26 protein-coding genes (1 of these 26 running past the window's edge) are annotated in these 23,406 nt (G+C 61.7%); 10 read left to right on the top strand and 16 right to left on the bottom strand.

What is annotated here, in order from left to right:
* Positions 1 to 79: 79 nt before the first annotated feature.
* From dsbG to dsbD, 3 genes are read right to left on the bottom strand one after another with little or no spacing between them, the layout of a single operon-like run.
* Positions 80 to 847: a thiol:disulfide interchange protein DsbG gene (gene dsbG / locus AC3IT9_RS20795; protein ID WP_150755976.1), complete on the bottom strand. Its 768-nt coding sequence runs from the start codon at positions 845 to 847 to the stop codon at positions 80 to 82.
* Complete coding sequence (locus tag AC3IT9_RS20790; RefSeq protein ID WP_150726343.1) at positions 823 to 1,677, bottom strand: TlpA disulfide reductase family protein; 855 nt, start codon at positions 1,675 to 1,677, stop codon at positions 823 to 825. The genes dsbG and AC3IT9_RS20790 overlap by 25 nt, the downstream gene beginning before the upstream one ends.
* Positions 1,677 to 3,413, bottom strand: coding sequence for a protein-disulfide reductase DsbD (dsbD, locus tag AC3IT9_RS20785; RefSeq protein ID WP_489270918.1), 1,737 nt, complete (start codon positions 3,411 to 3,413; stop codon positions 1,677 to 1,679). The genes AC3IT9_RS20790 and dsbD overlap by 1 nt, the downstream gene beginning before the upstream one ends.
* Positions 3,414 to 3,567: 154 nt before the next feature.
* Here dsbD and AC3IT9_RS20780 point away from each other — a divergent pair, with 154 nt between their 5' ends.
* From AC3IT9_RS20780 to AC3IT9_RS20765, 4 genes are all read left to right on the top strand, one after another.
* A complete protein-coding gene (locus AC3IT9_RS20780) occupies positions 3,568 to 4,248 on the top strand; it encodes a response regulator (protein ID WP_008020398.1) in 681 nt (226 codons plus the stop codon).
* On the top strand, positions 4,245 to 5,570 hold the full coding sequence (locus tag AC3IT9_RS20775; protein ID WP_489270917.1) for an ATP-binding protein: 1,326 nt from the start codon (positions 4,245 to 4,247) through the stop codon (positions 5,568 to 5,570). Before AC3IT9_RS20780 ends, AC3IT9_RS20775 begins: the two co-directional genes overlap by 4 nt.
* A gap of 278 nt (positions 5,571 to 5,848) precedes the next feature.
* Entirely contained in the window at positions 5,849 to 7,249 is a 1,401-nt protein-coding gene (locus AC3IT9_RS20770) for an aspartate aminotransferase family protein (protein WP_353741343.1), read from the top strand.
* 81 nt (positions 7,250 to 7,330) lie between these two features.
* Entirely contained in the window at positions 7,331 to 7,558 is a 228-nt protein-coding gene (locus AC3IT9_RS20765) for an MbtH family protein (RefSeq protein ID WP_057713869.1), read from the top strand.
* 187 nt (positions 7,559 to 7,745) lie between these two features.
* Here the strand turns inward: AC3IT9_RS20765 and AC3IT9_RS20760 are convergent, their stop codons facing one another.
* The 9 genes from AC3IT9_RS20760 to AC3IT9_RS20720 all read right to left on the bottom strand — a co-directional run bounded on the left by AC3IT9_RS20760 (position 7,746) and on the right by AC3IT9_RS20720 (position 14,739).
* A complete protein-coding gene (locus AC3IT9_RS20760; RefSeq protein WP_489270915.1) occupies positions 7,746 to 8,648 on the bottom strand; it encodes a metal ABC transporter substrate-binding protein in 903 nt (300 codons plus the stop codon).
* The gene (locus AC3IT9_RS20755; RefSeq protein WP_056727050.1) at positions 8,649 to 9,548 is read right to left on the bottom strand and encodes a metal ABC transporter permease; all 900 of its coding nucleotides are present in this window, start codon (positions 9,546 to 9,548) and stop codon (positions 8,649 to 8,651) included. It abuts the gene before it with no gap.
* A complete protein-coding gene (locus AC3IT9_RS20750; protein ID WP_489270914.1) occupies positions 9,548 to 10,396 on the bottom strand; it encodes a metal ABC transporter ATP-binding protein in 849 nt (282 codons plus the stop codon). The genes AC3IT9_RS20755 and AC3IT9_RS20750 overlap by 1 nt, the downstream gene beginning before the upstream one ends.
* Positions 10,393 to 11,319 carry a metal ABC transporter substrate-binding protein gene (locus AC3IT9_RS20745; RefSeq protein ID WP_489270913.1) on the bottom strand — a complete coding sequence of 309 codons (927 nt, stop codon included), beginning with the start codon at positions 11,317 to 11,319 and terminating at the stop codon, positions 10,393 to 10,395. The genes AC3IT9_RS20750 and AC3IT9_RS20745 overlap by 4 nt, the downstream gene beginning before the upstream one ends.
* 35 nt (positions 11,320 to 11,354) lie before the next feature.
* A complete protein-coding gene (locus tag AC3IT9_RS20740; protein ID WP_150755968.1) occupies positions 11,355 to 11,927 on the bottom strand; it encodes a DUF6162 family protein in 573 nt (190 codons plus the stop codon).
* Positions 11,924 to 12,253, bottom strand: coding sequence for a hypothetical protein (locus AC3IT9_RS20735; protein ID WP_150755967.1), 330 nt, complete (start codon positions 12,251 to 12,253; stop codon positions 11,924 to 11,926). Before AC3IT9_RS20735 ends, AC3IT9_RS20740 begins: the two co-directional genes overlap by 4 nt.
* Positions 12,250 to 12,792, bottom strand: a complete 543-nt coding sequence (locus AC3IT9_RS20730; protein WP_150759452.1) for a thiamine pyrophosphate-binding protein — start codon at positions 12,790 to 12,792, stop codon at positions 12,250 to 12,252. The genes AC3IT9_RS20735 and AC3IT9_RS20730 overlap by 4 nt, the downstream gene beginning before the upstream one ends.
* Complete coding sequence (locus tag AC3IT9_RS20725) at positions 12,789 to 13,991, bottom strand: PepSY-associated TM helix domain-containing protein (RefSeq protein WP_489270912.1); 1,203 nt, start codon at positions 13,989 to 13,991, stop codon at positions 12,789 to 12,791. Before AC3IT9_RS20725 ends, AC3IT9_RS20730 begins: the two co-directional genes overlap by 4 nt.
* A gap of 289 nt (positions 13,992 to 14,280) precedes the next feature.
* The gene (locus AC3IT9_RS20720; RefSeq protein WP_057713877.1) at positions 14,281 to 14,739 is read right to left on the bottom strand and encodes a VOC family protein; all 459 of its coding nucleotides are present in this window, start codon (positions 14,737 to 14,739) and stop codon (positions 14,281 to 14,283) included.
* Positions 14,740 to 15,028: 289 nt separating this feature from the next.
* On the opposite strand from AC3IT9_RS20720, the gene AC3IT9_RS20715 reads away from it, so the two are divergent.
* From AC3IT9_RS20715 to AC3IT9_RS20700, 4 genes are all read left to right on the top strand, one after another.
* On the top strand, positions 15,029 to 15,298 hold the full coding sequence (locus tag AC3IT9_RS20715; RefSeq protein WP_150726357.1) for a hypothetical protein: 270 nt from the start codon (positions 15,029 to 15,031) through the stop codon (positions 15,296 to 15,298).
* 101 nt (positions 15,299 to 15,399) lie between these two features.
* Entirely contained in the window at positions 15,400 to 16,014 is a 615-nt protein-coding gene (locus tag AC3IT9_RS20710; RefSeq protein WP_150726358.1) for a LysE family translocator, read from the top strand.
* A gap of 206 nt (positions 16,015 to 16,220) precedes the next feature.
* Positions 16,221 to 17,378 carry a cysteine desulfurase family protein gene (locus tag AC3IT9_RS20705; protein ID WP_150726359.1) on the top strand — a complete coding sequence of 386 codons (1,158 nt, stop codon included), beginning with the start codon at positions 16,221 to 16,223 and terminating at the stop codon, positions 17,376 to 17,378.
* A 65-nt stretch (positions 17,379 to 17,443) separates the two neighbouring features.
* Complete coding sequence (locus AC3IT9_RS20700) at positions 17,444 to 19,252, top strand: aminopeptidase P family protein (RefSeq protein WP_489270911.1); 1,809 nt, start codon at positions 17,444 to 17,446, stop codon at positions 19,250 to 19,252.
* Here the strand turns inward: AC3IT9_RS20700 and AC3IT9_RS20695 are convergent.
* Positions 19,245 to 20,162: a LysR family transcriptional regulator gene (locus AC3IT9_RS20695; protein WP_191628047.1), complete on the bottom strand. Its 918-nt coding sequence runs from the start codon at positions 20,160 to 20,162 to the stop codon at positions 19,245 to 19,247. The two genes, AC3IT9_RS20700 and AC3IT9_RS20695, sit on opposite strands and share 8 nt — an antisense overlap.
* Before the next feature lie 103 nt (positions 20,163 to 20,265).
* Here AC3IT9_RS20695 and AC3IT9_RS20690 point away from each other — a divergent pair, with 103 nt between their 5' ends.
* The gene (locus AC3IT9_RS20690) at positions 20,266 to 21,264 is read left to right on the top strand and encodes a zinc-dependent alcohol dehydrogenase family protein (RefSeq protein WP_489270910.1); all 999 of its coding nucleotides are present in this window, start codon (positions 20,266 to 20,268) and stop codon (positions 21,262 to 21,264) included.
* Here AC3IT9_RS20690 and AC3IT9_RS20685 read toward each other — a convergent pair.
* Positions 21,261 to 21,851: a 2-hydroxychromene-2-carboxylate isomerase gene (locus AC3IT9_RS20685; protein ID WP_489270909.1), complete on the bottom strand. Its 591-nt coding sequence runs from the start codon at positions 21,849 to 21,851 to the stop codon at positions 21,261 to 21,263. The two genes, AC3IT9_RS20690 and AC3IT9_RS20685, sit on opposite strands and share 4 nt — an antisense overlap.
* A 36-nt stretch (positions 21,852 to 21,887) precedes the next feature.
* Positions 21,888 to 22,616, bottom strand: coding sequence for an SDR family oxidoreductase (locus AC3IT9_RS20680; RefSeq protein ID WP_489270908.1), 729 nt, complete (start codon positions 22,614 to 22,616; stop codon positions 21,888 to 21,890).
* Between the two features lie 94 nt (positions 22,617 to 22,710).
* On the opposite strand from AC3IT9_RS20680, the gene AC3IT9_RS20675 reads away from it, so the two are divergent.
* Entirely contained in the window at positions 22,711 to 23,271 is a 561-nt protein-coding gene (locus AC3IT9_RS20675; RefSeq protein WP_489270907.1) for a TetR/AcrR family transcriptional regulator, read from the top strand.
* A gap of 14 nt (positions 23,272 to 23,285) precedes the next feature.
* On the opposite strand, the gene AC3IT9_RS20670 is transcribed toward AC3IT9_RS20675, so the two are convergent.
* A protein-coding gene (locus tag AC3IT9_RS20670; RefSeq protein ID WP_150726366.1) for a hypothetical protein crosses the window boundary here: on the bottom strand, positions 23,286 to 23,406 show its final stretch. It continues 161 nt past the right edge of the window; 121 of the gene's 282 nt are visible here — the last part of the coding sequence; its start codon lies off the right edge, out of view — the gene reads right to left on this strand; it ends in the stop codon at positions 23,286 to 23,288.

Genomic DNA, 23,406 nt, shown 5'->3' with positions numbered 1-23,406 from the left:
ATCGCAGCCTTCGGCAGCTCCTACAGGAATCGAATGGTCTCTATAGGAGCTGCCGAAGGCTGCGATCTTTTGATCTTGCTTACTTCGGCCCGAGAATCTTCGCCAGTTTGTCCGGCGACGGCGCGCCTTGCTGCTGTTGCAGATTGCCCTTGTCGTCCATGTAGAAAATCGCCGGCGTAGCCTGCAGCTCAAGCTCTTCCATCAATTGCATGTTGGCCGCGAATTTTGCCTGAATCGCCGGCGGCACTTCCTTCAAGGCCTTGAGCGAACTGTCTTTGCCAGCGCCCTCGTGGTCCTGCAGGGCTTTTTCCGGGTCTTTGGCCGCGAGCAGTGCAGCGGATTTGCCCGGGCTGTCTTCGCGGATGATGCCCACCATGATGTGGCGCAACTGCACCTTGCCGGCTTTGACCCATGGCCGGGCCTGTTCCCAGAACATGTTGCAGTACGGGCAGTTCGGGTCGCTGAACAGGTACACCACGCGCGGCGCATCCTTCTTGCCGTCGCCGATCCAGTTGCTGGTTTCGAACTTGGCCCAGACTTCCTTGGCCATCGGGGCATACACCAGTTTCTGCAATGGCGCGCTGCTCAGGTCATTGCCTTCGGCGTCATACAGGTTGCCCAGCAACACGTGTTTGCCATCCGGGGTCAGGTACAGCGCCATGCCGCGATTCTGGTATTGCGCGGCATAACCGCGCAAGCCGTCGGGGGCGTCGAACTGGCCGACGATTTTCGCGCCCTTGGCCTCGATTTTCTTGATCGCATCGGGCAACTCTTCGGCCTGCACCGATGGCAGGTGCAACAGGGCAGCACCGAGGCTCAGGGTCAGCAGGTGGCGGAGGCGGGGCATGGCAATTTCCTTGAAGAGGTGGCGGGTACGGTGTCGAAGTTTTCCAGTGCGCGGGCCAGGCTGGCTTCCGACAATTCGCCCAGATGGCTGCCCAGCAGGCGACCCTCGGGGTTGTAGAAAAGCGTAGTCGGCAATGCCATGGAACCGACGGCCTGGCTCAGACGCCCGCTGCCGTCGAACAGCACGTTGGACAGGCTCAGGCCCTGGGTTTCCAGAAAGGTCGCGACGCTTTGCATACTTTCCGCCTGATTGACGAACAGGAACGTCAGGTCCGGCCGTTGTTGCTGGGCGTTTTCCAGCACCGGCATTTCCCGGCGGCACGGCGGGCACCAGGTGGCCCAGAGATTGATCACTAACGGGCCGCCCTTGTAGTCGGCCAGTTGCACGGTTTCACCGGCGGCGTTGCGCAGGGCGATTTCCGGCAAGCGTGTGCCTTGTTCATAAATCGACAGGGAGAACGTCGCCAACAGCCAGAACGCCAGGCCACTGGCTACGCCAAAGCCCAATGGACGGCGCAGACCCGGGCGACGCCAGCCGCGATACAGCGTGGCGAGCAAAACCACGACCACCCCCGGCAAGGCGAGAAAACCGCCATCGCGCAGGTCGATGACCTGCCACGGATCATTGCGATAGTGCACCCAATAGACCGCCACGAAACTGATTCTGGCCGCCAGCATGCCCAGTAGAAACAGGCTGAACAGTACCGACTCGGGGTTGTCACCGCCACGCTTGGCCACCCGCCAGCCGACAAAAGTGGCCAGCGCCAGCGCACTGATCAACAGTAGGTGATTAAGCGCGATGGCAAAGGTGCCGAGGGTGAAGGTCAGCATTAACGGGCGTCTCGGGTGTCGGTCCAGCGTTGCAGGAAAGTATCGGCATCGACCTCGCCGGTGATGCGCTGGCTGCGCCGCTCTTCACCGTCCGCGCCAATCCACAGCAGGCTCGGTGGCCCTGGCACTTTGTAACGGCCGAGCAGTTCGCGGCTGGCGGTATTGTCGGCGGTGACGTCCAGTCGGAGCAAGCGCACATCGCTCAAGGCTTCGAGGACACGGGTTTTGCCGAAGACCTGTTTTTCCATGACCTTGCACGACACGCACCAGTCGGCGTAGTAGTCCAGCAGCACCCACTGGCCCTGAGCCTGCGCGGCGTCGAGTTCCCGTTGCAGTGCCTGCGGATCCTTGATGGTGGTGAAGGCATCGTGGCCAACCGGCACGGCGGCCACAGCCTGGTTCGAGGTGCGGTAGACCTGCAATGGCTTGAACGGATCATCGCCGCCACCGGCCGCACCGATCACCAACAGGCCACCCCACAAACCGAGCAACAGCGAACTGGCGCCAAACAGGTGCGCGATACGGCCAAAACCTTCCGACTGTTTCCAGGCGCTGTAGGCCGCGATCAACAGCAGCGCACCGCACAAGCCCACCCACAGGGATTCATCCAGCACCGGGCGCAGCATCAACAATGCGGTGGCGAGGAACAAGAAGCCGAAAATGCCTTTGACCAGATTCATCCAGGCGCCAGGCTTGGGCATGAAGCGATTGCCGACGGTCACCAGCAACAGCAGCGGCACACCGATGCCGATACCCATGGCGAACAGAATCAAGCCGCCATGCACCGCGTTACCGCTTTGCGCGATGTAGAGCAGGGCGCCGGCCAGCGGTGCAGTCATGCACGGGCCGACCAGCAGACCGGACAGCGCCCCCAACACCCCGGCGCCGAGAAGGTTGCCGCCGCGTTGATTGCGCGAGACGTTTTCCAGGCGATCACGCACGGCCACCGGCAGTTGCAGTTCGAAAAAGCCGAACATCGGCAGCGCCAGCAGCACGAAAATCGCCGCGAAACTCCCCAGCAGCCAGGGGTTCTGCAACCAGGCTTGCAGGTTCGCCCCGAGGGAGGCGGCCAGGACACCCATCGCCGCATACACCAGCGCCATGCTGACCACGTAACTGCTGGCCAGGGCGAATCCACGTTTGGGCGTGGCGCCGCTGCCGACGATCAACCCGGCCAGAATCGGCAGCATCGGCAATGAACAAGGCGTGAAGGCCAGCAACAGGCCCAGGCCGAAGAACAGCAAAAGGCTCCAGCCCAGCGCCCGTTGTTGCAGGCCGCTGGCCAGCGCCTGGTCCGGTGCTTCAGTGGCCGCATTCAGCGCAATGGTATTGCCCAGGTCCACGGCCCTGGTTTGCGGCGGATAACACAAACCGGCATCGGCACAGCCCTGGTAACTGACCTTGACCTGACCGCTCGCGCCAGCCGGAATTTTCAGTTCAAGGCCCTGGCGGTAGACTTGCTGTTCACCGAAAAACTCGTCGCTGTGGGCTTCGCCTTCCGGCAACGCGGGATGCTGCCCGACAGGCAATCCGTCGAACTTCAAGCGTTTCTGGTACAGGTAATAGCCGTCGGTGATCTGCCAATAGAGCTGGGTTTCACCGGATTCCAGGCGTTCAGAGGTAAACGTGAAGGCTTTATCAACCGGGAGAAATTCAGGTTTGGTGTCGAACGGATTGGTTCCCGCCTGGGCCAGGCCCGCGATCAAGAGAGTAAAAAGTAAAAACAGACGACGCATGGATAAGCCTTTGCCCTGTGCTAATGAGGTGCACAGTGGCGGGTGGCGATTAACCGATGATTAACCGCCCCGGCCTTGTGGCGGTGGCGCTTGCGGCATAATGTCGACTTAATCGGTCAACGGCTTAATAGGCTTTATTTCTACGAGGCTCCCCATGCACGTACTGGTTTGCGAAGACGATGAATTGATCGCCAGCGGTATCGTCGCCGGCCTGACCGCCCAGGGCCTGACCGTGGAACACGTCGCCACGGCGTCCGCCGCCCGGGCGATGCTCAAGGTGGCGGAGTTCGACGTGATGGTGCTCGACCTCGGATTGCCGGACGAAGATGGCCTCAAGCTGCTGCAGCAGTTGCGCCATCAAGGCCTGGAGTTGCCGGTCTTGATCCTCACCGCCCGGGACTCGGTCACCGACCGCGTCGATGGCCTGCAAGCCGGCGCCGACGACTATCTGCTCAAGCCGTTTGACTTGCGTGAACTCGCTGCACGCTTGCACACGCTGTTACGGCGGGTGGCGGGGCGCAGCGTCAACCTGATCGAGCATGGCGCCCTGACCTACGACCCGAGCAGCCGCGAAACCACGCTCGCGGGGCAGCCGGTGGACCTCTCGCGTCGCGAGCAGTCATTGCTGCAGGCCTTGCTGCATAACCGTGGTCGCGTGTTGTCCACCGAGCAACTCAAGGACAGCGTCTACGGTTTCAACGACGAGCTGGAAAGCAACGCCCTCAACGTCCATATCCATCACCTGCGGCGCAAGCTCGGCAACGGCATTGTCGAGACCGTGCGCGGCCTGGGCTATCGCCTGGGGCCGGCTGATGGCGGAGAAGAATCGAAGTGATGAGCCTGCGTTTGCGCCTGAGCCTGACGCTCGGCGCCGCCTTTGCCTTGATCTGGGCCCTGGCCGCGGCCTGGATGCTCAGTGATTTGCGCAATCAAATGATGTTTTCCCTCGACCAGCGCCTGGTGGCCTCGGCACGCATGGTCGCCGGCCTGATGGAGCAACTGCCGCCCGTGCCGAGCAAGGGCGAGGGCACCCACTTCAGTGCCGAACAGCTGAACATTCCGGGCGGCATGGCCTGTCAGGTCAGCTCGTTGCGCGGTGAAATCCTCGCCCGCAGCCATACCGAGCCGCAGCAGACCCTGGAGGCCGAGAAACTCGGTTTTCACGATCAGATGATCGACGGCGCGCCGTGGCGCAGCTTTACACTGGCCCGGGGCGATCTGCGCATCACCACCGCCGATCGGCAGATCGAGCGCGAGGCGTTGAACATGTCGATCCTGCTGGCCGCTTCGGTGCCGGTGGGCGTGGCGCTGCTCGGTTGCCTGTGTTTGCTCTGGCTGGGTATCGGCCAGGGGCTGGCGCCGCTCAACCGCATGCGTGACGCCTTGATGCGCCGCAGTGCAGACTCCCTCGAACCCTTGCAGATCCAGCCGCTGCCCAGCGAACTGCAACCCTTGCTGGAAACCCAGAACCAGTTGCTCCAGCGCATCGGCAAGACCATCGAGCGCGAACGGCGCCTGACCGGAGACGCGGCCCACGAACTGCGCAGCCCGCTGACCGCGATCAAGACCCACCTGCAAGTGGCGCGGATGACTGACGGCAGCGCCCGGGATCAGTCCCTGGCCCGGGCCGAAGAGGGCGCCGACCGCATGCACCGCACACTTGAGCAATTGCTGTTGCTGGCGCGCGTCGAGGGCAGTCTGTCGTTTGACGACGGTGTGCAATGCAACGCCGAGCAAGTGGCGAAACTGGCGATCCAGGACGCGGCGAGCGGCGATCGCCAGCGCATCAGGTTTCAGGCACCGGGCAAGGTTTCCGCCGCGCCGGTACAAATGCCCGCCGTGCTGTCGATTGCCGCGCTGCGCAACTTGCTCGACAACGCACTGCGCCATACCCCCGCCGACAAAACGGTGGAGTTGAGCCTGGAAACCACCGGCAATCGTGTGCAGTTCGTGGTGCGCGACCATGGGCCGGGGATTGCCGAAGAAGATCTGCAACACCTGACCCAGCGTTTCTGGCGCAACGGCCAGAGCACCGGTTGTGGTCTGGGGCTGGCGATTGTCCAGGCCATCGTTCAGCGTTGCGGTTGCACGCTGCATTTCGATAGCCGGCCGGACGGCTTGCGGGTTGAGCTGACGATGCCACTGCAACCGGTCTGAAATACACCACCATACCCTGTGGGAGCGGGCTTGCTCGCGAAGGCGGCGTAACAGTCGACATAGATGTTGAATGTGATGGCCTCTTCGCGAGCAAGCCCGCTCCCACAGGGGAACTGTGTTTACCATCGACTGCAACTTCTTTCCATCCGCCTAAATCCTTCCAGCGCTGATGCGTTTCCAGAACAGGAAAACCTGACAAGTGCGCCCCGTGACCGGAACGCGCACCTGCCCGGTGTGCAGTTTTGGTCACTATCCACAGCGTATTGAGGGGTCGAGAGATGTCAGTCGCTACCAGCCTTATCGAAGAGCAGCCGGCGACGCCCGCCGAGACGCTTTATCAATTCAACGAATCGCCATTGCTCGCCCGTCAGAGCCGGCAGGAATCCAATGCCCGCAGCTACCCACGGCGCATTCCCCTGGCGCTCAAGCGCGCCAAGGGCATCTACGTCGAAGATGTCGAAGGCCGAACCTTCATCGATTGTCTGGCCGGAGCCGGAACCCTGGCCTTGGGGCACAACCACCCGGTGGTGATCGAAGCCATCCAGCAGGTGCTGGCCGATGAACTGCCGTTGCACACCCTGGACCTGACCACCCCGGTCAAGGACCAGTTCGTCCAGGATCTGTTCGGTCTGCTGCCGCCTGCCCTGGCCGCTGAAGCGAAGATCCAGTTCTGTGGCCCGACCGGCACCGACGCCGTGGAAGCCGCGCTGAAATTGGTACGTACTGCCACCGGCCGCAGCACCGTGCTGTCGTTCCAGGGCGGTTACCACGGCATGAGTCAGGGCGCGTTGAGCCTGATGGGCAGCCTGGGGCCGAAAAAGCCTCTGGGCGCCTTGCTCGGCAGCGGCGTGCAGTTCATGCCGTACCCTTACGATTACCGCTGCCCGTTCGGGCTTGGCGGCGCGCAGGGGGTCAAAGCCAATCTGAGTTACCTGGAAAACCTGCTCAACGATCCCGAGGCCGGCGTGCAATTGCCGGCGGCGGTGATCGTGGAAGTGGTGCAGGGCGAGGGCGGGGTGATCCCGGCGGATCTGGACTGGTTGCGCGGTCTGCGGCGGATCACCGAGCAGGCTGGCGTCGCGTTGATCGTCGATGAAATCCAGAGTGGCTTCGCCCGCACCGGCAGGATGTTCGCCTTCGAGCATGCCGGGATCATTCCCGATGTGGTGGTGATGTCCAAGGCCATCGGCGGCAGCCTGCCGCTGGCGGTGGTGGTCTATCGCGACTGGCTCGACACCTGGCTGCCGGGCGCCCATGCCGGGACGTTCCGTGGCAACCAGATGGCCATGGCCGCCGGTTCCGCGGTGATGCGTTATCTGGTCGAACACAAGCTCTGCGAGCATGCCGCCGCGATGGGCGAGCGTCTGGCCGAGCACCTGCGCATCCTGCAGCGGGACTTCCCGCAACTGGGTGACATTCGCGGGCGTGGCTTGATGCTCGGCGTCGAACTGGTCGACCCGACAGGCGCGCTGGACGCCCAAGGCCATCCGCCGGCCTTCGCCCGCCTGGCACCCCTGGTGCAGCGCGAATGCCTCAAGCGTGGCTTGATCCTGGAACTCGGTGGCCGCCATGGCGCGGTGGTGCGCTTCCTGCCGCCGCTGGTGATTACTGCTGCGCAGATCGATCGCGTGGCCGAAATCTTCGGCCGGGCCCTGGCCGCCGCCACTGCCAATCCTTAAATTTTCCGCCCTGCGGAACGTTCTTTCTACATAACGGCTGCGCACACGGCGCAGCCCGCCCGATAACGATGGAGAGACACCATGACGTCAGTATTCGACCGCGAGGACATCCTCTTTCAGGTCGTGGTCAACCACGAAGAGCAATACTCGATCTGGCCCGACTACAAAGCCGTGCCACAAGGCTGGCGCACCGTGGGCAAAAGCGGGCTGAAAAAGGAATGCCTGGCCTATATCGAAGAAACCTGGACCGACATGCGCCCGTTGAGCCTGCGGCAGAAAATGGACGAGCAGGCGGCTGTGGCGCACTGATCCGTCATGCAAAAAGAAGCCCGCTGGACTGGTGACAGTCAGCGGGCTTTTTCATGTCGTGCATTTGTGTTGTCTGTAAGGCCGCTATCGCGAGCAGGCTCGCTCCCACATTGGATTTATGGCGCGACACAAGTCCCCTGTGGGAGCGAGCTTGCTCGCGAAGAACGATAACGCGGTCCAGCCGAGGTTACACGCCACTAAGCCCCTTGATGACCAGATCCACATTCCCCTCCAGTTCCGCCACCGGATCCTCGGCATCGGTACTCAACACCACCAACCGGCTACCCGACCCGGCAATCACCGCTTTCAGCGCATCCGACGGCTGCCGGTGATGCAGCACCACCGCCACGTCATTGTCCTTGAGCGTCGTGGCCAGTTGCGTGAGCGCCTCCGGTGTCCACTCGGCATCGGCGCGTGCGTCCTGGTCGATCAATTCCAGATTGAGACTGCCGATCAGGTAGCCGAAGTGATCGCTGAGGCTCATCACACTGAGGTTGTCCACGCTGGCCAGCCGCGCCTCGCTGGCGGCACTGAGCTTAAGCAAACGCTGCTTGAACGCTGCCAGGTTGGCGTCGATTTTCGGCTTGGCCTCGGGAGCCAGACGTACCAGATCCGCCGCCATCACATTGGCCATGCGCCCCATGTTATTGCTGGAGAACCACGGCTGACTGTTCAGCCCGTCGACCTTGTTGTCGGGCTGCAGGGCTATGCCGGGCAGGGCGCCGTCCACCGGGCGGGCGGCGTCGACTTCGACGATGCGGATGTTGCTGCGCCGGGAGATCGGGTACAACGGGTCATCCGGCCACAGTGAGCGCAGGCCGATCACCGCATCGGTATCGTTCGCCAGCTTGGCCAGCGCCGGGGCGCCACGGCCGGTGAAGTAGGCGGTCTGGCGGCTGCCGGGCAAGTTGGCCGGGGCCGCACGTTCGAGGCTGACATCGGTGCCCTTGAGCAAGACTTCACCCAGCCCATAAGTAATCGGCAAAGAGGCCAGTACACGCAGCGGTTTGCCGTTGTCGGCGGCGATGGCCGTTGTCGCCAGCCCGCACAGGGCAATGGCGAGGGTCAGTTGGCGCAGTGAAAAAATCATTTATCCAAGGTTCCCTTTCAGGCTGGGGACAACGCCGCGCGCGAGGGCGGCCAGGGCGAAGGCGATACCGGCCACGAGGATGATCGCGGCACCGGACGGGATCGGCAGGTCAAAGACGATCGGCGCGAGAATCCCGCACAGGGTGCTGACGGTGGCGATCAGCACCGAACACCAGAAAAAGCCCTTCAGCGATTGGCTGAGCAGGCGTGCCGCGGCGGCCGGAATCACCAGCAGGGCGCCGACCAGAATCGCGCCGATGACCTTGACGGCGGCGACGGTGATCAGCGTCACCAGAATCACGAACAGGTAATCCAGGGTTTTCACCGCCACCCCGCGTACCGCCGCCAGTTGTGGATTGAAACTGGCGAGCATGATGCGGTTGTACAAAGGCAAGGCCAGGGCCATGACCAGCGAACCGACGATGGCCAGCACCAGCAGGTCATTGCCGTTGACCGTCAGCACCGAGCCGAACAGCACGTTTTCCAGAATATGCACGTTGATCTTGCCCGCCAGAATCAGCAGCAGGCTCGCGCCCAGGGCGAGCGACACCGAGAGAAACACACCGATCAAGGTGTCCGGCGCCAGGCCGGTGCGGTTGCGCAGGTAGTTGAGCAGGATGCCGAACAGCAGGCAGTAGCCGAACAGGCTGCCGTAAGGCCCGGTGTAGGGTTCGCCGAGTAGAATGCCGATGGCCACGCCAGTCAGTGCAGCATGACCGACCGCCTCGGAGAAAAACGCGAAGCGCTTGACCACCACCAGCGTGCCCAGGCCGCCCAGCACCGGGCCGATCAGCAGCCCGGCGATCAAGGCGTTGACCACGAATCCATAGGCCAGCGCCTCGGGCAGATAACCCGACGACGCCCAGCCCTGGACCATCAGGCGAAAAGCTTCGTAACTCATCAGGCAAGGCTCCGTGGGTGGGTCGAGAACAGGGTCAACAGACGCTCCGGTGTCAGCGCCTGTTGCGGCGTGGCGTCGAACAGCACCCGGCGATTGAGCCCGGTGACGTGATCGGCCAGGCGCCCGACCGCCTCCAGGTCGTGCTCGATCCACAGCACGGTGATGCCCGCCGCACGCCAGTCGCCGAGCAAGCGTTCGAACACCCGGATGCCGGCCTCATCGAGGGCGGACATCGGCTCGTCGAGCACCAGCAATTGCGGAGGCGGAATCAGCCCCTGGGCCAGCAACACCCGTTGCCGTTCGCCACCGGACAGCGCGCCCATGCGGCGCTTGCGTTTGTCCTGCATGCCGACCCGCTCCAGCGCCTCGCCAATCGCCGTTGCGTAGTGTTTGCTCAGCCCCAGAAAGGCCGGGCGACGCTGGCACATGGCGGCCATGAAATCGTCGACGGTCATCGGCAAGCCCCGGTCGAACTCCAGCGCCTGTGGCACATAGCCGATGGTCCCAGGCACCGCAGGCCACTGCAGGCTCAAGCGACCCTGGTGCGGCATTTGCCCGAGCAGGGTCTTGATCAGCGAACTCTTGCCACCGCCGTTGGGGCCGACCAGCGCGTGCACGCTGCCGGGGCGGACCTGGAAGGTTACCTTGTCGAGGATCGTCGTGCGCCCGAGGGTCAGGCTGATGTCGGCAAAATCCAGAGTCGGCCCCGAACTCTGTAGGAGCGAGCCTGCTCGCGAATGCGGTGTGTCAGTTGACGATGATGCTGACAGACTGGTGGGCGCCTTCGCGAGCAGGCTCGCTCCCACAGGGGATTCTGCATCGGCCAGGATGGTTTCTTTCGATGTCATGCGCCCGACTCCTGAATCGCCCGCACCACGGTATTGAGGTTGCCGGTCATTTCCTTTTCGTACTTGTCGGCGGTGTATTCGCCGTAGGAAATGTGCGACAGCGGATACAGCTTCACCCCGGATTCGCGCTGGATGGTGTCGACGTAAGTAGAAGGAAAGTCCATCTCCGAGAAGATCACCTTCACGTCCAGTTCACGCAGTTGATCGATGGTTTTTTTCAGCTGGCTCGGACTCGGTTCGATACCGTGGGCCGGTTCGACCACGGCTGTCACTTCCAGTCCGAACTCACGCAGCAGGTAGTCGTAGGCCGCGTGCACGGTTGCCACCCGCAGTTCGGCGTTCGGTGCCTGGGTCAGTTTGGCCAGGGCATCGGCGCGCATCTTGCGCAGGCGCTTGCCGTAGGCGCGGGCGTTTTCGGTATAGGTCTTGGCATTGACCGGATCGAGCTTGCCCAGCTCCCGGGCAATGTTGTTGACCTGGGCGATGGAGGCGCTGATCGACAGGAAGGTGTGTGGGTTCACCACCTTGCCGGCACCGCGTGCGGCCACGCCGGTGGCAGCCAGCAGCGGCACGTTTTCGTTGGCTTCGATCACCGGGACCTTTGGGGTTTCGCTGGCGGCGATCATGCGATCGGCGAAATCATCATGACCGACGCCATTGAGCACGATCACGTCCAGCCCGCTGATGCGCTTGATGTCTTCGGCGCGGGGCTCGTAGGCATGCGGATTGAAACCGGCCGGAATCAGCGGCACCACCTCGGCCTTGTCGCCGACGATGTTCGCCACGTAGCTGTAGTAAGGATGCAGGGTGATGCCGATGCGCAGGCGCTTGGCTTCGTCGGCGCTGGCCAGTGATGGCAGCAGGCAGGCGAGCAGGCCGACCAGCAGCAGGCGCAAAAAACAACGGTGAGATGAATTGGGCATGGGAAAGCGGTCTTCTCTCGGATAAAGGCGAGGGTTCAGTGCCGGTGCTGGCGGGTTACGCCGGCATCGAATTGGGCGACGACCTGCTGCCAACCGGCGCTTTCGAGCGCGGCGTCGCTGAGGTCGGCCGGTGCCGTGAGCTTGCTGGCGCGGTTGAGCCAGATGTCCGGCGCATCATTGGCTGCGGCCAGGCGCATCAGGAATGAACCGGCGACCGTCGGCGTCTGGCTCTGGCCGAAATAGGCCTTGGCGTCGAGCAATTGCCAGGCATGGCCGCCCCGGCTGACGGAGCTGGCATCCTGGGAAAACGGGGCAAATCCTTCCCCGGCGAGGGCCTCGGGAGTCGGCAGCGCTTGCTGTTCCTGGCGCAACAAATGAATCTCGTCCAGCGTCACCCGCAAATCGGCGTAGATACCTTGCTCGGATGCACTGAGGTCACGGCGCGCATCCAGTTGATGGCTGCTGACACTGCTCACCTCATGGGATTCACCACGCCAGAGCACCACCGAGCCGGCCACCGCCAAGATCATCAGGCACAGCAGCAGAACGTAGAGGGTTTCGTGACCGGCCCCGGCCGGGCGCACAACTTGGGTCGTTGGAGTGCTCATGGTGCCTCGATGTCCGCTTGGTCGATTTCCACGACGTGACCGGGGCCGGCATCGAACAGCACATAGAACTCGGCGCCGGGCTTCTTGAAGGTCAGGGTCGAATCAGGCCCGAGCTTACCCGGCACCAGAATGGTTTCGTCGTAGCCGATCACATCGAGGGTCACGCCCGGAGCGCCGCTGCCGTCGGAAAAACCGCCGGTGCACTTGATCTGTTCGGCGTCGATGGCCTTGCATTCGCACATCGGGTTGTGGGCCAGGGCGCTGGCACTGAAACCGGCGCAGAGCACCAGCAACAGGGGGTTGAGCGAGCGAAGAGGGTTGATCATGGTTTGCCTCCTTGTTTGTTCAACCAGGCGATGGTGGCGGGGGAAGCCTGGCTCAAAGGAATGGATGCCTGATGCATGGCGCCGTCCCAGCCTTCCATGGTGATCCACAGTTCGGCGTCGGCCGTGGTCTTTTCCGGGACGGGCAGCGAAGCGCCCATGCGGTACGGGGCACCGAAGAAAATCACCCCGGCGGCGCGCAGGCTTCGGGGCTTGCCGATGCGCAGGTAAGTGGCCTTGACCTGGCCGATACAGGCCTCGCACAACGCGGCGTTGAAACCCTTCATGTAGCCGGCGGGGCCTTCGAGCATCGGGGCTGAGTTGCGCAGTTCCGCCAGGCGCAGGCTCCAGGGGCCGACCCGGACTTCGCCGACCTCCCGTTCGCCAAGGCCACTGTCGCCGCGCATCAATGCCTCGTCGGCGAAGTACTTGGGCATGAAACCGAGTGGGATCAGCAGCAACAGGACGTTCAGGTGAAAGCGCCATCTGTGCCAGAACACACTCAGGCGCGAGGGTTGCGGGGCTGCAATGTCTTGGCTCACAGGTCGACCTCCGACACTTCGTGGTTCGTGGCCGGTTGCGCCGCGGTGTCGCGCTGTTTCTTGTTACTGCGTTTGAAGGCATTGGCGGTGGCCAGCGCCGTGCGCTTGGTCCAGATCAGCAGGCCGCTGAGCACCATCATGCTCAGCAACAGGCCGAAGAACGCCCAGATCAGTTTGATCCACAGTCCGCCGAAATCGCCGGTGTGCAGCGGGCGCATGGACTCAGTGACGAACTCCAGGGCCGAACGGTCCGAGATCAGGCGCGAGGCAGCGATTTCGCCGTTGTACGGGTTGATCGTGGCGGTCTGGAACATCAACGGGTACCAACCGCGTCCACCGACATCCAGATGGCTGTAGGCATTGCCCGGCAGACTGACGAAACTGGCCTCCAGCCCGGAGATTTCCTGTGTGGCGATTTCAACCGCGCGGTCGAGGTCGATACGCGGCGGGGGCGAGCCATCGGCTGACAGTGGCACCGCTTCGCGGGACATCGCCGGGATGATCTTTTCCGTGGAAATGGAAATCTGGTTATCGGACAGCAATGCCTGGATCAGGAACCAGGTGCCAGTGACGGAGATCACCGCGATGAACCAGATCGACCAGATGCCGCTCAAGCGGTGAAAGTCGCCCCAGAAAATCCGCGCGCCGTGGCGAATGCGCAGGGTCGGGCGGAAGAAGCCTTTCCAGAAGCGTTTGTAGACCACCAAACCGGTAATTAGCGACGCCAGCAATGGCAAGCCGAGAAACGACACCAGGTACCAGCCCCAGCTGTAACCATTGGTGAACGGCACCAGCCACCAAGCGTGCAGGGCGCGGGTAAAGGCGCGGAAGTTGAACTCCGGCGCGATGCCCTGGATCACGCCGCTGTACGGATTGACATAAATCACCACCGAGCGCCCGTCGGGGTAGCTGACTTCGACATCCAGGGCGAAGTGCGATTCGTCGGGGCGACTGATGCTCTGCACCACGGTCTGCGGTTCGGCCCTGTTGATGGCCTCGATGACCTGCTGGTAGCTGAGCAGCGGAGCATCGTCCGAGGGTTGGCTGGCGCGCATTGGCGGGTTGGCCAGCCATACGATCTCCTGGCTGATGACGGCCAGGGTTCCGGTCACACACACGATCAGCACGAAAAACCAGATCGGCAATGCCAGCCAGCTATGGACCAGGAACCAGATTTTTGAACGGGACTTCTTTAACATGTTGGAGGTCTTGGCTCGATGAGAGGCAGCTCGGCTGCGGGCTTCGCAGGGATGAGCGCCCTGAAGGTCCGATCGTGGCTTTTGCCTACGCGAAAGGACTGCATCTATGTAGGACGGATGAGCAGGGGAAATCCCGAAAGGGGAAATGAAAGAAAATGTTTCTCATTGCCGACAGGTCAATGGCGGGCATGCTTGCGCAAGTGATCAGCAAGTCGGCGGTGCTGTTGAAGGCGGGGCCCCGGCGGGAGCGAGCCTGCTCGCGAAGAGGCCCGCTCCAGCACCCGGGATTTCAACCCTGGGCAAACATCTCCTTGGCCCGTTGCTCAATCTGTTCCTGAGTCAGGTCTTCCTTGTGCGTGGCCAGGAACCACAGGTGCCCGTAGGGATCCTTCAAGGTCCCTGAACGGTCGCCGTAAAACTGATCCTTGACCTCCGATACAACGGTTGCGCCGGCATCGATCGCCTGTTTGTAGGACTTGTCGACATCCGTCACGTACAAATGCAGACCCACGGACGGCGAATTGTCCGGGTTGCTCAGCGGCCCTTGATCGCACGGTGTGCCCAGCATGATCGGGCAATCGCCGATGCGCAGTTCGGCGTGGCCGACACCGCCATCGGGCATGTCCAGGCGCATGATTTCAATGGCGCCAAAGGCTTTTTTGTAGAAGGCGATGGCTTCGGCGGCTTTGTTGATGCCCAGATAGGGGGTGACGCTGTGATACCCCTCTGGAATGGGTTTGACGCTCATGATGGATCTCCCTGTTCCTGTTTTGTGAATAGAAAGTACCTGTGCCGTTGTACGACCGAATAAATATAGGCCAGTGTCTTTCGCCTCACCGAGTGCCCGACGAGCAGTAGCGCCATTCAAGTGCCATCAAGTCGGTTCCAACCAGTGCACTCCCGGGCCGCGTTCTCCCAGCACATCGACAATGATCGCCGTTTCTTGATAGCCACTATTGAAAGCGTTGATTTCTGCTGCCCGGGAGGCGCGAGTAGCCTGTGTTCATTGCCTCGAACCCAGTCGCCAGGACGCCAAAATGAAACCGATGATTGCCACTTTGCTGATGCTCGCCGTCTCCGTACTCGCCGGATGTGCCAGCCATGTTTCCCCGGAGCTTCGGCCTTACACGGCTGAAGAAAGCAAGGAACTGGCACTGGAGGCGCTGAACCGCCGCGGTTTGTCCTTCGACGAATACCACGCGAAAAAAGCTGAACTGCTCGGCCAACCGCAAAAGTCGTTCAACTTCGACAACCAGGGTGAAATGAACGTCGGGCGATCTGTACAGCTTCACGGTCGTCCAAGCTGAGGCGAAACTGTACTGCTCCAAGTTTTGCCTAACTGTCCATGGGTTTCCTCCAGGGTGTGCGATAGGGTCAACACCTGACCGACCCTGACGGATTGCCACCCATGACGCTCTCACTCGACCTGCTGCTGGGGTTCGCCCTGTTTGCTCTCGTCACCTCGATCACACCCGGCCCGAACAACACCATGTTGCTGGCCTCCGGGGTGAACTTCGGCTTCAACCGCACGATCCCGCACATGCTCGGTATCACTTGTGGCTTCTTCGTACTGGTGGTGGCGGTCGGTTTCGGCCTTGGCGCGGTGTTCCAGACTTACCCTGTGCTCTACACCGTGCTGCGTTATGTAGGGGCGGCGTATTTGCTGTATCTGGCGTGGAAAATCGCCCATTCCGGGCCCATGTCGGAGAATCAGAAGGGCGAGGCGAAACCGATCAGCTATCTGGGCGCCGCCGCGTTCCAGTGGGTCAATCCCAAGGCCTGGATCATGGCCATTGGCGCTATCAGTACCTATACGCCGATGCAGGGTTACTTCACGAATGTGATCGTGATCGCGGCCGTCTTTGCGATCATCAACTTGCCGAGCGTCGGTGTCTGGGCCGCTTGCGGCACGCTGTTGCGCAATGTTCTGAAGGATCGCCGCTGGCTGCGCCTGTTCAATTGGGGCATGGCCGCACTGCTCGTGGGTTCGCTGTATCCGCTGTTGCTCGAAAGCTTTAGCTGACGCATTGCTTCAACCGGTTGCCCGATGCCTGTTAAGCTGACTTTTCAGGAGCGTTCCTACGCACTTTTAAATGAAGTAATTCTTCTTTAACGGCATCCGATCAGGTATTGGTAGCGTTCTGAAAACAGCGCGCAGCTCACAAGGCTGCGTTTTGCCGTTTGCAGTCACGAGCTTCCTGATCCCGGAACACGCTCTGCGAGTCTTTTATGAATAAACGTCCGTTGTATTTCGATTACGCCGCCACCACGCCGGTGGATGAGCGGGTCATCAAGGTGATGGTCGAGTGTCTGGGCTTTACCGGCAATTTCGGCAACCCGGCCTCCAGCTCCCACGTCTTCGGCCAGCAGGCCCGGCAATCGGTCGAACAGGCGCGACACCAGGTCGCCGAACTGGTCGGCGCGACGCCCGGGCAGATCGTCTGGACCTCCGGCGCCACAGAATCCAACAACCTTGCGCTCAAAGGCGTGGCCCAGGCCCGCAGTACTGGCGGCGGCCATATCATCACCAGCCAGATCGAACACAAGGCCATTCTCGATACCGCCAGGCAACTGCAGGATGCCGGTATCGCAGTGACGTATCTGGTGCCGGACGCCGATGGCCTGATCACCGCGCAAGCGGTCAGCGAAGCCATGCGCGAGGACACCTTCCTGGTGTCGCTGATGCTGGTCAACAACGAGCTGGGCACCCTCAACGACATTCCCGCCATCGGTCAGGTCGTGCGTGATCGCGGGGCGTTGTTCCATGTCGACGCCGCACAGGGCGCGGGCAAAGTGGCGATCGATCTCGCGCAGTGGCCGGTGGACCTGATGTCGTTTTCCGCGCACAAGCTCTATGGCCCCAAAGGCATTGGTGCGTTGTACGTCGGCCCACGTGCACAACAGCGTTTGCAGGCGCAGATCCATGGCGGCGGGCATGAGGGCGGTTTGCGTTCCGGCACGCTGGCGACCCATCAGATCGTGGCCATGGGCGCGGCCTTTGCACTGGCGGCGGCTGCGTTCGATGAAGAGAAAGCCACCATCGTGCGTTTGCGTGAACGCTTGCTCGAGCAATTGCAGAGCATTCCCGGCGTGCGTCTCAACGGCAGCCCGACCCGGCGCATTCCCCATACCCTGAGCCTGACCTTCGACGAAGGCGAGTTCAACCCGGCGGCGTTGCTGGCATCGATCGCATTTTCTGCGACCTCGGCCTGCAATTCCGCGAGCAATACCCCATCCCATGTACTGCTGGCCCTGGGGCACGATGCCCGCTCGGCCGGCCGCACCATCCGCTTGAGCCTCGGGCGTTTCACCACCGAGCAGGACATCGACCAGGCGGTTCAACTGATCAAGGCAGCCTGCGCCAGTGCTCCGGCATTCTGGCAATAGGGCGACGAAGCGCCGACATTGATCGGCACTCAACAATAATGATGAAGTGGTTAGCAGGAGACACGATGAATACGCAGCTTTCGATCAATGGATCGGTGCCCCAGCGCCTGGCGCAAACCCGCGAACTGATGAGCCGGGAGGGCATTCACGCCTTGCTGGTGCCGTCGGCCGACCCGCACCTGTCCGAATACCTGCCGGGTTACTGGCAGGGGCGCCAGTGGTTGTCGGGCTTCCATGGTTCGGTCGGCACCCTGATCGTGACCCCGGACTTTGCCGGCGTCTGGGCCGACAGCCGTTATTGGGAGCAGGCGACCAAGGAACTCAAGGGCAGCGGCATTGATCTGGTCAAGCTGCAACCGGGTCAACCCGGGCCACTGGAATGGCTGGCCGAGCAAACCCCCGAGGGCGGCGTTGTCGCGGTCGATGGCGCGGTCATGGCCGTGGCTTCGGCACGGACCCTGAGCGGTAAACTTGAAGAGCGTGGCGCTCGCCTGCGCACCGACATCGACCTGCTGAGCGGCGTCTGGAGCGACCGCCCAGGCCTGCCGAACGAACCGATCTATCAGCACTTGCCACCACAGGCGACTGTCAGCCGTGGCGAAAAACTCGCCAAACTGCGTGAAACCCTTCAGGCGCGGGGTGCCGACTGGCATTTCATCGCCACCCTGGATGACATCGCCTGGCTGTTCAACCTGCGTGGCGGCGACGTGTCGTTCAACCCGGTGTTTGTTTCTTTCGCCTTGATCAATCAACAGCAGGCCACGCTGTTTGTCGCCTTGAGCAAAGTCAGCGCCGAGCTGCGCGCCATCCTCGAACAGGACGGCGTGACCTTGCGCGATTACAGCGAAGTCGCCGCCGCACTGCGCGCCGTGCCGAGCGGTGCGAGCCTGCAAGTCGACCCGACGCGGGTCACGGCGGGGTTGCTGGACAACCTGAACAGCGGGGTGAAGCTGATCGAAGGCCTGAACCCGACCACCCTGGCCAAATCGCAAAAAAGCCTGGCCGATGCCGAACACATTCGTCAGGCCATGGAACAGGACGGCGCAGCGCTGTGCGAATTTTTCGCCTGGCTGGACTCGGCGCTGGGGCGCGAGCGCATCACCGAACTGACCATCGACGAAAAGCTCACCGCCGCCCGTGAGCGCCGTCCGGATTATGTGTCGCTGAGTTTCAACACCATCGCCGCGTTCAACGCCAATGGCGCGATGCCGCACTACCACGCCACCGAAGAAGAACATGCGGTGATCGAAGGGGACGGTCTGTTGCTGATCGACTCCGGCGGCCAGTACCTGGGCGGCACCACCGACATCACGCGGATGGTTGCGGTGGGCACACCGACCGATGAGCAAAAACGCGATTGCACCCGCGTGCTCAAGGGCGTGATTGCCTTGTCCCGTGCGCAGTTCCCGAAAGGCATCCTGTCGCCGCTGCTCGATGCCATCGCCCGTGCGCCCATCTGGGCGGAAAGTGTCGACTACGGTCACGGCACCGGTCATGGCGTCGGTTACTTCCTGAACGTCCACGAAGGTCCGCAAGTCATCGCTTATCAGGCCGCACCTGCACCGCAAACCGCGATGCAACCCGGCATGATCACGTCCATTGAACCGGGCACCTATCGTCCGGGTCGTTGGGGTGTGCGGATCGAAAACCTGGCGATGAACCGAGAGGCAGGCAAAAGCGAATTCGGCGAGTTCCTCAAGTTCGAAACGCTGACCCTGTGCCCGATCGATACGCGCTGCCTGGAAACCTCGCTGCTGTCGGACGAGGAAAAGCAGTGGTTCAACACCTACCACGCCGAAGTGCGCGAGCGCCTGAGTCCGTTGGTCGAAGGTGCTGCACTGGAGTGGCTGAATACCCGTACTGCGGCTATCTGATGTGAAGCTCAGGTGCTTTTTCCAGCGCTTGAGCCATGTAGTCGACAAAGGCTTTGACCCTGGCGGATTGGCGACGATTCGCCGGGGATACGGCATAAATTGGTAGCGACAACGTACTGTAGTCCTGCAAAATCGCGCTCACCCGGCCGGCGCTCAGATCTTCGCTGAATAGCCACACCGGTGACAGTGCAATCCCCAATCCCCCCAGCACCATTTCGCGGATCGCCTCGGAATTGTTGCTCTGCGCATTGCCCTTGATCCGCACTTCGTGGCGTTGGGCGTCTTTTGTGTACAGCCACAGGTTTTGACTGCTCAACAGGTTGAACATCAGGCAGTTGTGCCCGCCCAGTTCCTTCGGTGTCTGCGGTTGGCCGTTTTGCCTGAGGTAGTCAGGGGAGGCGACGGTCACACGGTGGGTGCTACCGACAAGGCGAGCGATCAGGCCACTGTCGTTCAGGGCTCCGATCCGGAAAGTGACGTCCAGCCCTTCGCTGACCAGATCCTGGTTTTGATCGCTCAGTTGCAGGTCGATCTGTACGTCAGGGTAGTGTTTGAGAAAGTCCGGCAAGCGGGGGGCGATCTGCAAGCGTCCGAAACTGACCGACGAGCCGATTTTCAACGGTCCGGCGACCCTTTCCCGACCGGATTGAAAGCTATGTTCCGCCGCGTCCACGGCGGCGAGGATGAGTCGGCATTCGTTGTAATAGCGCTGACCTTCGTTCGTCAGGGACAGCTTGCGGGTACTGCGGGCAATCAGCTTTCCGCCCAGTCGGGTTTCCAGTGCCTGCAGCACTTTACTGATGGTCGGCTGGCTGGTCTGCAACTCCCGGGCAACCGCGGAAAAACTGCCCCGTTCGACCACCCGCACGAAAATCGCCATTGCATTGAGTTTGTCCACGGGATCGCTCATTGATGCTGTAGTGGAATGGTCACTATAGCGATATGGCGTCTTATCGGCATGAATTGAGCGAGTCAAGATGGTCCCACATCCACTTCTGATGGGGCATGGCGAAATGACTGACTCACTGAATATGCGCGCTCTGATGGTCGACTCGGCCAATGCGCCGTTACGTTTGGTTTCCATTGCACGGCCCGTGCCGCAGGCGGGGCAGGTACTGGTCAGGATCAAGGCCAGCGGTGTCAATCCGCTGGACGGCAAAATCCGCTCCGGGCAGGCGGCCCATGCGGCTCAACCATTGCCGGCGATAGTGGGGATGGATCTGGCCGGAACCGTGGAGGCGTTGGGGGAGGGTGTCAGTGGCTGGTTGCCGGGGGACGAGGTGTATGCCATGGCCACCGGTATTGGCGGTATTCAAGGTTCGTTGGCCGAATACGCGACGGTCGATGCGCGACTGTTGGCTCGCAAGCCGCACAATTTGAGCATGCGGGAGGCTGCCGGATTGCCGCTGGTGCTTATTACGGCTTGGGAAGGCCTGGTGGACCGGGCGCGCGTTCGATCCGGGCAGACGGTATTGATTCATGGCGGCGTCGGTGGCGTTGGCCATGTCGCGGTGCAAATTGCCCGCGCTTTTGGCGCAGAAGTTTTTGCCACGGGTTCTGCCGGACAGCAGTCGATTATCGAAGGGTTCGGCGCGACGTTTATCGATTACCGCAAGTCTTCGGTTGAAGACTATGTGGCCGAGCACACGGCCGGTGAGGGCTTCGACATTGTCTATGACACAGTGGGGGGTGAAACGCTGGATGCGTCATTCGAGGCGGCACGGATGTATCACGGTCATGTGCTCAGTTGCCTGGGGTGGGGGCAGCACAGCCTGGCACCGCTTTCCTTTCGCGGGGCGACTTACTCCGGTGTCTTCACTTTGCTGCCGCTCCTGACCGGCAAGGGGCGTGAGCATCACGGCGAAATTCTGCACGAGGCGGCGCAGTTGATCGAGGCGGGCAAGATCGCGCCATTGCTTGACCCGCACTCGTTCACGCTGGAATCGGCAGAAGCCGCCCATGAACTACTCTTGTCGGGAGCGGCAAAGGGGCGGTTGGTGGTCGATATTTAACTCAGGGCCTCGATTACGAAGTCCAGTCGATCCTGGCCGAAGTACAGCTGGTTATCGACAAACATGCTTGGTACGCCGAATACGCCGCGCTGCACTGCTTTCTCGGTGTTGTCCTTGAGCGTTGCCTTGACTGTTTCGTCGGCGGTCAGTGCCAGCACCTCATTGGGATCGAAACCGTTGCCGCTCAGCACCGCGGCCACGGTTGCCGGGTCATTGAGGTTGCGGCCGTCGACCCACAGGGCCTTGAACAGGCAGTCAATGAAGGCGACAAAACGCTCGGGATGGTGCAGCTGAATGCCGGTCACGGCACGCATCAGCACCAGGGTGTTGATCGGGAAATGCGGATTGAACTTCAGTGGCACGCCGTAGCGCCGGGCATAACGGTCGAGGTCCTGAATCATGTGGCGGCCCTTGGCCGGAATGGTCGCCGGGGAGGCGTTGCCGGTGGCCTTGAACACACCGCCGAGCAGGATCGGGATGTAGATCAGCTGGCTGTCGGTTTGCTCACAGATTGCCGGTAGCTGGGTATACGCCAGGTAAGTGGTGGGGCTGCCCAGGTCAAAAAGGAATTCCACGGTTTTGCTCATGTTCGGTGCACTCTGCTTATTGTTGTAGGGGAGGGCTTACCAGCGTTCGCTCCAGGGGCGCAGGTCCAGCTCGAAAGTCCAGGCGTCGCGGGGCTGGCTGTGCAGGTACCAGTAATTCTCGGCAATGTGTTCGGGGTCGAGGATGCCGTCCTGATCCTTGGTCGCGTATTTCTCTGGGAAGCTGTCGCGGATGAAATCGGTATCGATGGCGCCGTCGACGACGACATGGGCAACGTGAATATTCATCGGGCCGAGCTCTCGGGCCATGCTTTGCGCCAGTGCACGAATGCCGTGCTTGGCACCGGCAAATGCGGCGAACCCGGCTGCGCCACGGAGGCCTGCAGTGGCACCGGTGAACAGGATCGTGCCCCGCTGGCGCTTGGCCATGCGTTTGGCCACTTCCCGGGCGTTGAGAAACCCCGAGAAACAGGCCATTTCCCAGATCTTGAAATATTTGCGGGCGGTTTCTTCGAGAATGCTGCACGGCACGTTGGCGCCGATGTTGAACACGAACGCCTCGATGGGGCCGATCTCGCTTTCGATCTGCTCGACCAGTGCCACCACATTGTCTTCCTTGCGGGCATCGCAGGCGAAACCGTGGGCCTCGCCACCATCGGCCTTGATGGCATCCACCAGTGGCTGGAGTTTGTCCGCACTGCGGCGGGTGACGCAGGCGACAAAACCCTCCTGGGCAAAACGCTTGGCAATGGCGCCGCCCGTGGCATCACCTGCACCGACGACCAGTACGACCTTCTTGTTATTCATGGGTAGATCCCTTTTGGTAAACGATCGTTAACTAAACGAACGTTATGCTATGATTCGACAGACGTCAAGGCGAGCAATCCAGGGGGGAAGGACAATGCGTTATTCGGCCAGTCACAAGCTGGAAACCAGGCAAAAGCTGCTGGAAAGCAGTGCGGTATCGGCCAAGAAGTCCGGATTTTCAACGGTGGGCGTGGACGGCCTGATGAAAGCGATTGGCTTGAGTGGCGGCGCCTTCTATAGCCACTTCTCGTCGAAAGACGAGTTGTTCGCAAGCATAGTCGAGCGTGAGTTGGGGCAAAGCCTGACGCGACTGGGGGAGGGGCAGGACCGTGACAAGCTTGAGCGCTGCTTGAAACAGTACCTGAGTATGTCTCACGTCGAGAATCCGGAGACCGGTTGTGCATTGCCGGCATTGGGGGCGGAAATTGCCCGTTCCGACGTGACTGTCCGCCAACAGGCAGAGCACTGGATTTGTCGGCTTCAGGAACGTTGGGCGGGTGTTCTGCAAAGCGACAGCCTGGCGTGGGCGATTCTGTCGCAATGTATTGGCGCGCTGGTCGTGGCGCGCATGCTGGCTAGCCCGGATATCCAGCGCACAGTGCTGAAGTCCAGCTACGAGGAAATCGGCCGTCAGATCGCAAGTCCGAGAACCTGACGCGACAGCCCTGCCTATTTGCAGATGACAATCATACTGCGGCTGGTATAACCCGCAGGATTGAGGCCGAACGGATAATCGCCGGGCTCTTCCACGGCATCTCCCGATTTGGCGATGACCTTGTATCCCTTGGGT

It is taken from the genome of Pseudomonas sp. KH_046_1 (assembly GCF_057839025.1).
This window is presented reverse-complemented; position numbering and strand designations above follow the sequence as displayed.

Coding starts and splice junctions, on each gene's coding strand:
- AC3IT9_RS20750 (WP_489270914.1), bottom strand. CDS start 10,396: ATGACATCGAAAGAAACCATCCTGGCCGATGCAGAATCCCCTGTGGGA.
- AC3IT9_RS20715 (WP_150726357.1), top strand. CDS start 15,029: ATGAAACCGATGATTGCCACTTTGCTGATGCTCGCCGTCTCCGTACTC.
- AC3IT9_RS20690 (WP_489270910.1), top strand. CDS start 20,266: ATGACTGACTCACTGAATATGCGCGCTCTGATGGTCGACTCGGCCAAT.
- AC3IT9_RS20710 (WP_150726358.1), top strand. CDS start 15,400: ATGACGCTCTCACTCGACCTGCTGCTGGGGTTCGCCCTGTTTGCTCTC.
- AC3IT9_RS20765 (WP_057713869.1), top strand. CDS start 7,331: ATGACGTCAGTATTCGACCGCGAGGACATCCTCTTTCAGGTCGTGGTC.
- AC3IT9_RS20770 (WP_353741343.1), top strand. CDS start 5,849: ATGTCAGTCGCTACCAGCCTTATCGAAGAGCAGCCGGCGACGCCCGCC.
- AC3IT9_RS20705 (WP_150726359.1), top strand. CDS start 16,221: ATGAATAAACGTCCGTTGTATTTCGATTACGCCGCCACCACGCCGGTG.
- AC3IT9_RS20680 (WP_489270908.1), bottom strand. CDS start 22,616: ATGAATAACAAGAAGGTCGTACTGGTCGTCGGTGCAGGTGATGCCACG.
- AC3IT9_RS20700 (WP_489270911.1), top strand. CDS start 17,444: ATGAATACGCAGCTTTCGATCAATGGATCGGTGCCCCAGCGCCTGGCG.
- AC3IT9_RS20675 (WP_489270907.1), top strand. CDS start 22,711: ATGCGTTATTCGGCCAGTCACAAGCTGGAAACCAGGCAAAAGCTGCTG.
- dsbD (WP_489270918.1), bottom strand. CDS start 3,413: ATGCGTCGTCTGTTTTTACTTTTTACTCTCTTGATCGCGGGCCTGGCC.
- AC3IT9_RS20745 (WP_489270913.1), bottom strand. CDS start 11,319: ATGCCCAATTCATCTCACCGTTGTTTTTTGCGCCTGCTGCTGGTCGGC.
- AC3IT9_RS20725 (WP_489270912.1), bottom strand. CDS start 13,991: ATGTTAAAGAAGTCCCGTTCAAAAATCTGGTTCCTGGTCCATAGCTGG.
- AC3IT9_RS20685 (WP_489270909.1), bottom strand. CDS start 21,851: ATGAGCAAAACCGTGGAATTCCTTTTTGACCTGGGCAGCCCCACCACT.
- AC3IT9_RS20740 (WP_150755968.1), bottom strand. CDS start 11,927: ATGAGCACTCCAACGACCCAAGTTGTGCGCCCGGCCGGGGCCGGTCAC.
- AC3IT9_RS20720 (WP_057713877.1), bottom strand. CDS start 14,739: ATGAGCGTCAAACCCATTCCAGAGGGGTATCACAGCGTCACCCCCTAT.
- AC3IT9_RS20760 (WP_489270915.1), bottom strand. CDS start 8,648: ATGATTTTTTCACTGCGCCAACTGACCCTCGCCATTGCCCTGTGCGGG.
- AC3IT9_RS20790 (WP_150726343.1), bottom strand. CDS start 1,677: ATGCTGACCTTCACCCTCGGCACCTTTGCCATCGCGCTTAATCACCTA.
- dsbG (WP_150755976.1), bottom strand. CDS start 847: ATGCCCCGCCTCCGCCACCTGCTGACCCTGAGCCTCGGTGCTGCCCTG.
- AC3IT9_RS20695 (WP_191628047.1), bottom strand. CDS start 20,162: ATGAGCGATCCCGTGGACAAACTCAATGCAATGGCGATTTTCGTGCGG.
- AC3IT9_RS20735 (WP_150755967.1), bottom strand. CDS start 12,253: ATGATCAACCCTCTTCGCTCGCTCAACCCCCTGTTGCTGGTGCTCTGC.
- AC3IT9_RS20755 (WP_056727050.1), bottom strand. CDS start 9,548: ATGAGTTACGAAGCTTTTCGCCTGATGGTCCAGGGCTGGGCGTCGTCG.
- AC3IT9_RS20780 (WP_008020398.1), top strand. CDS start 3,568: ATGCACGTACTGGTTTGCGAAGACGATGAATTGATCGCCAGCGGTATC.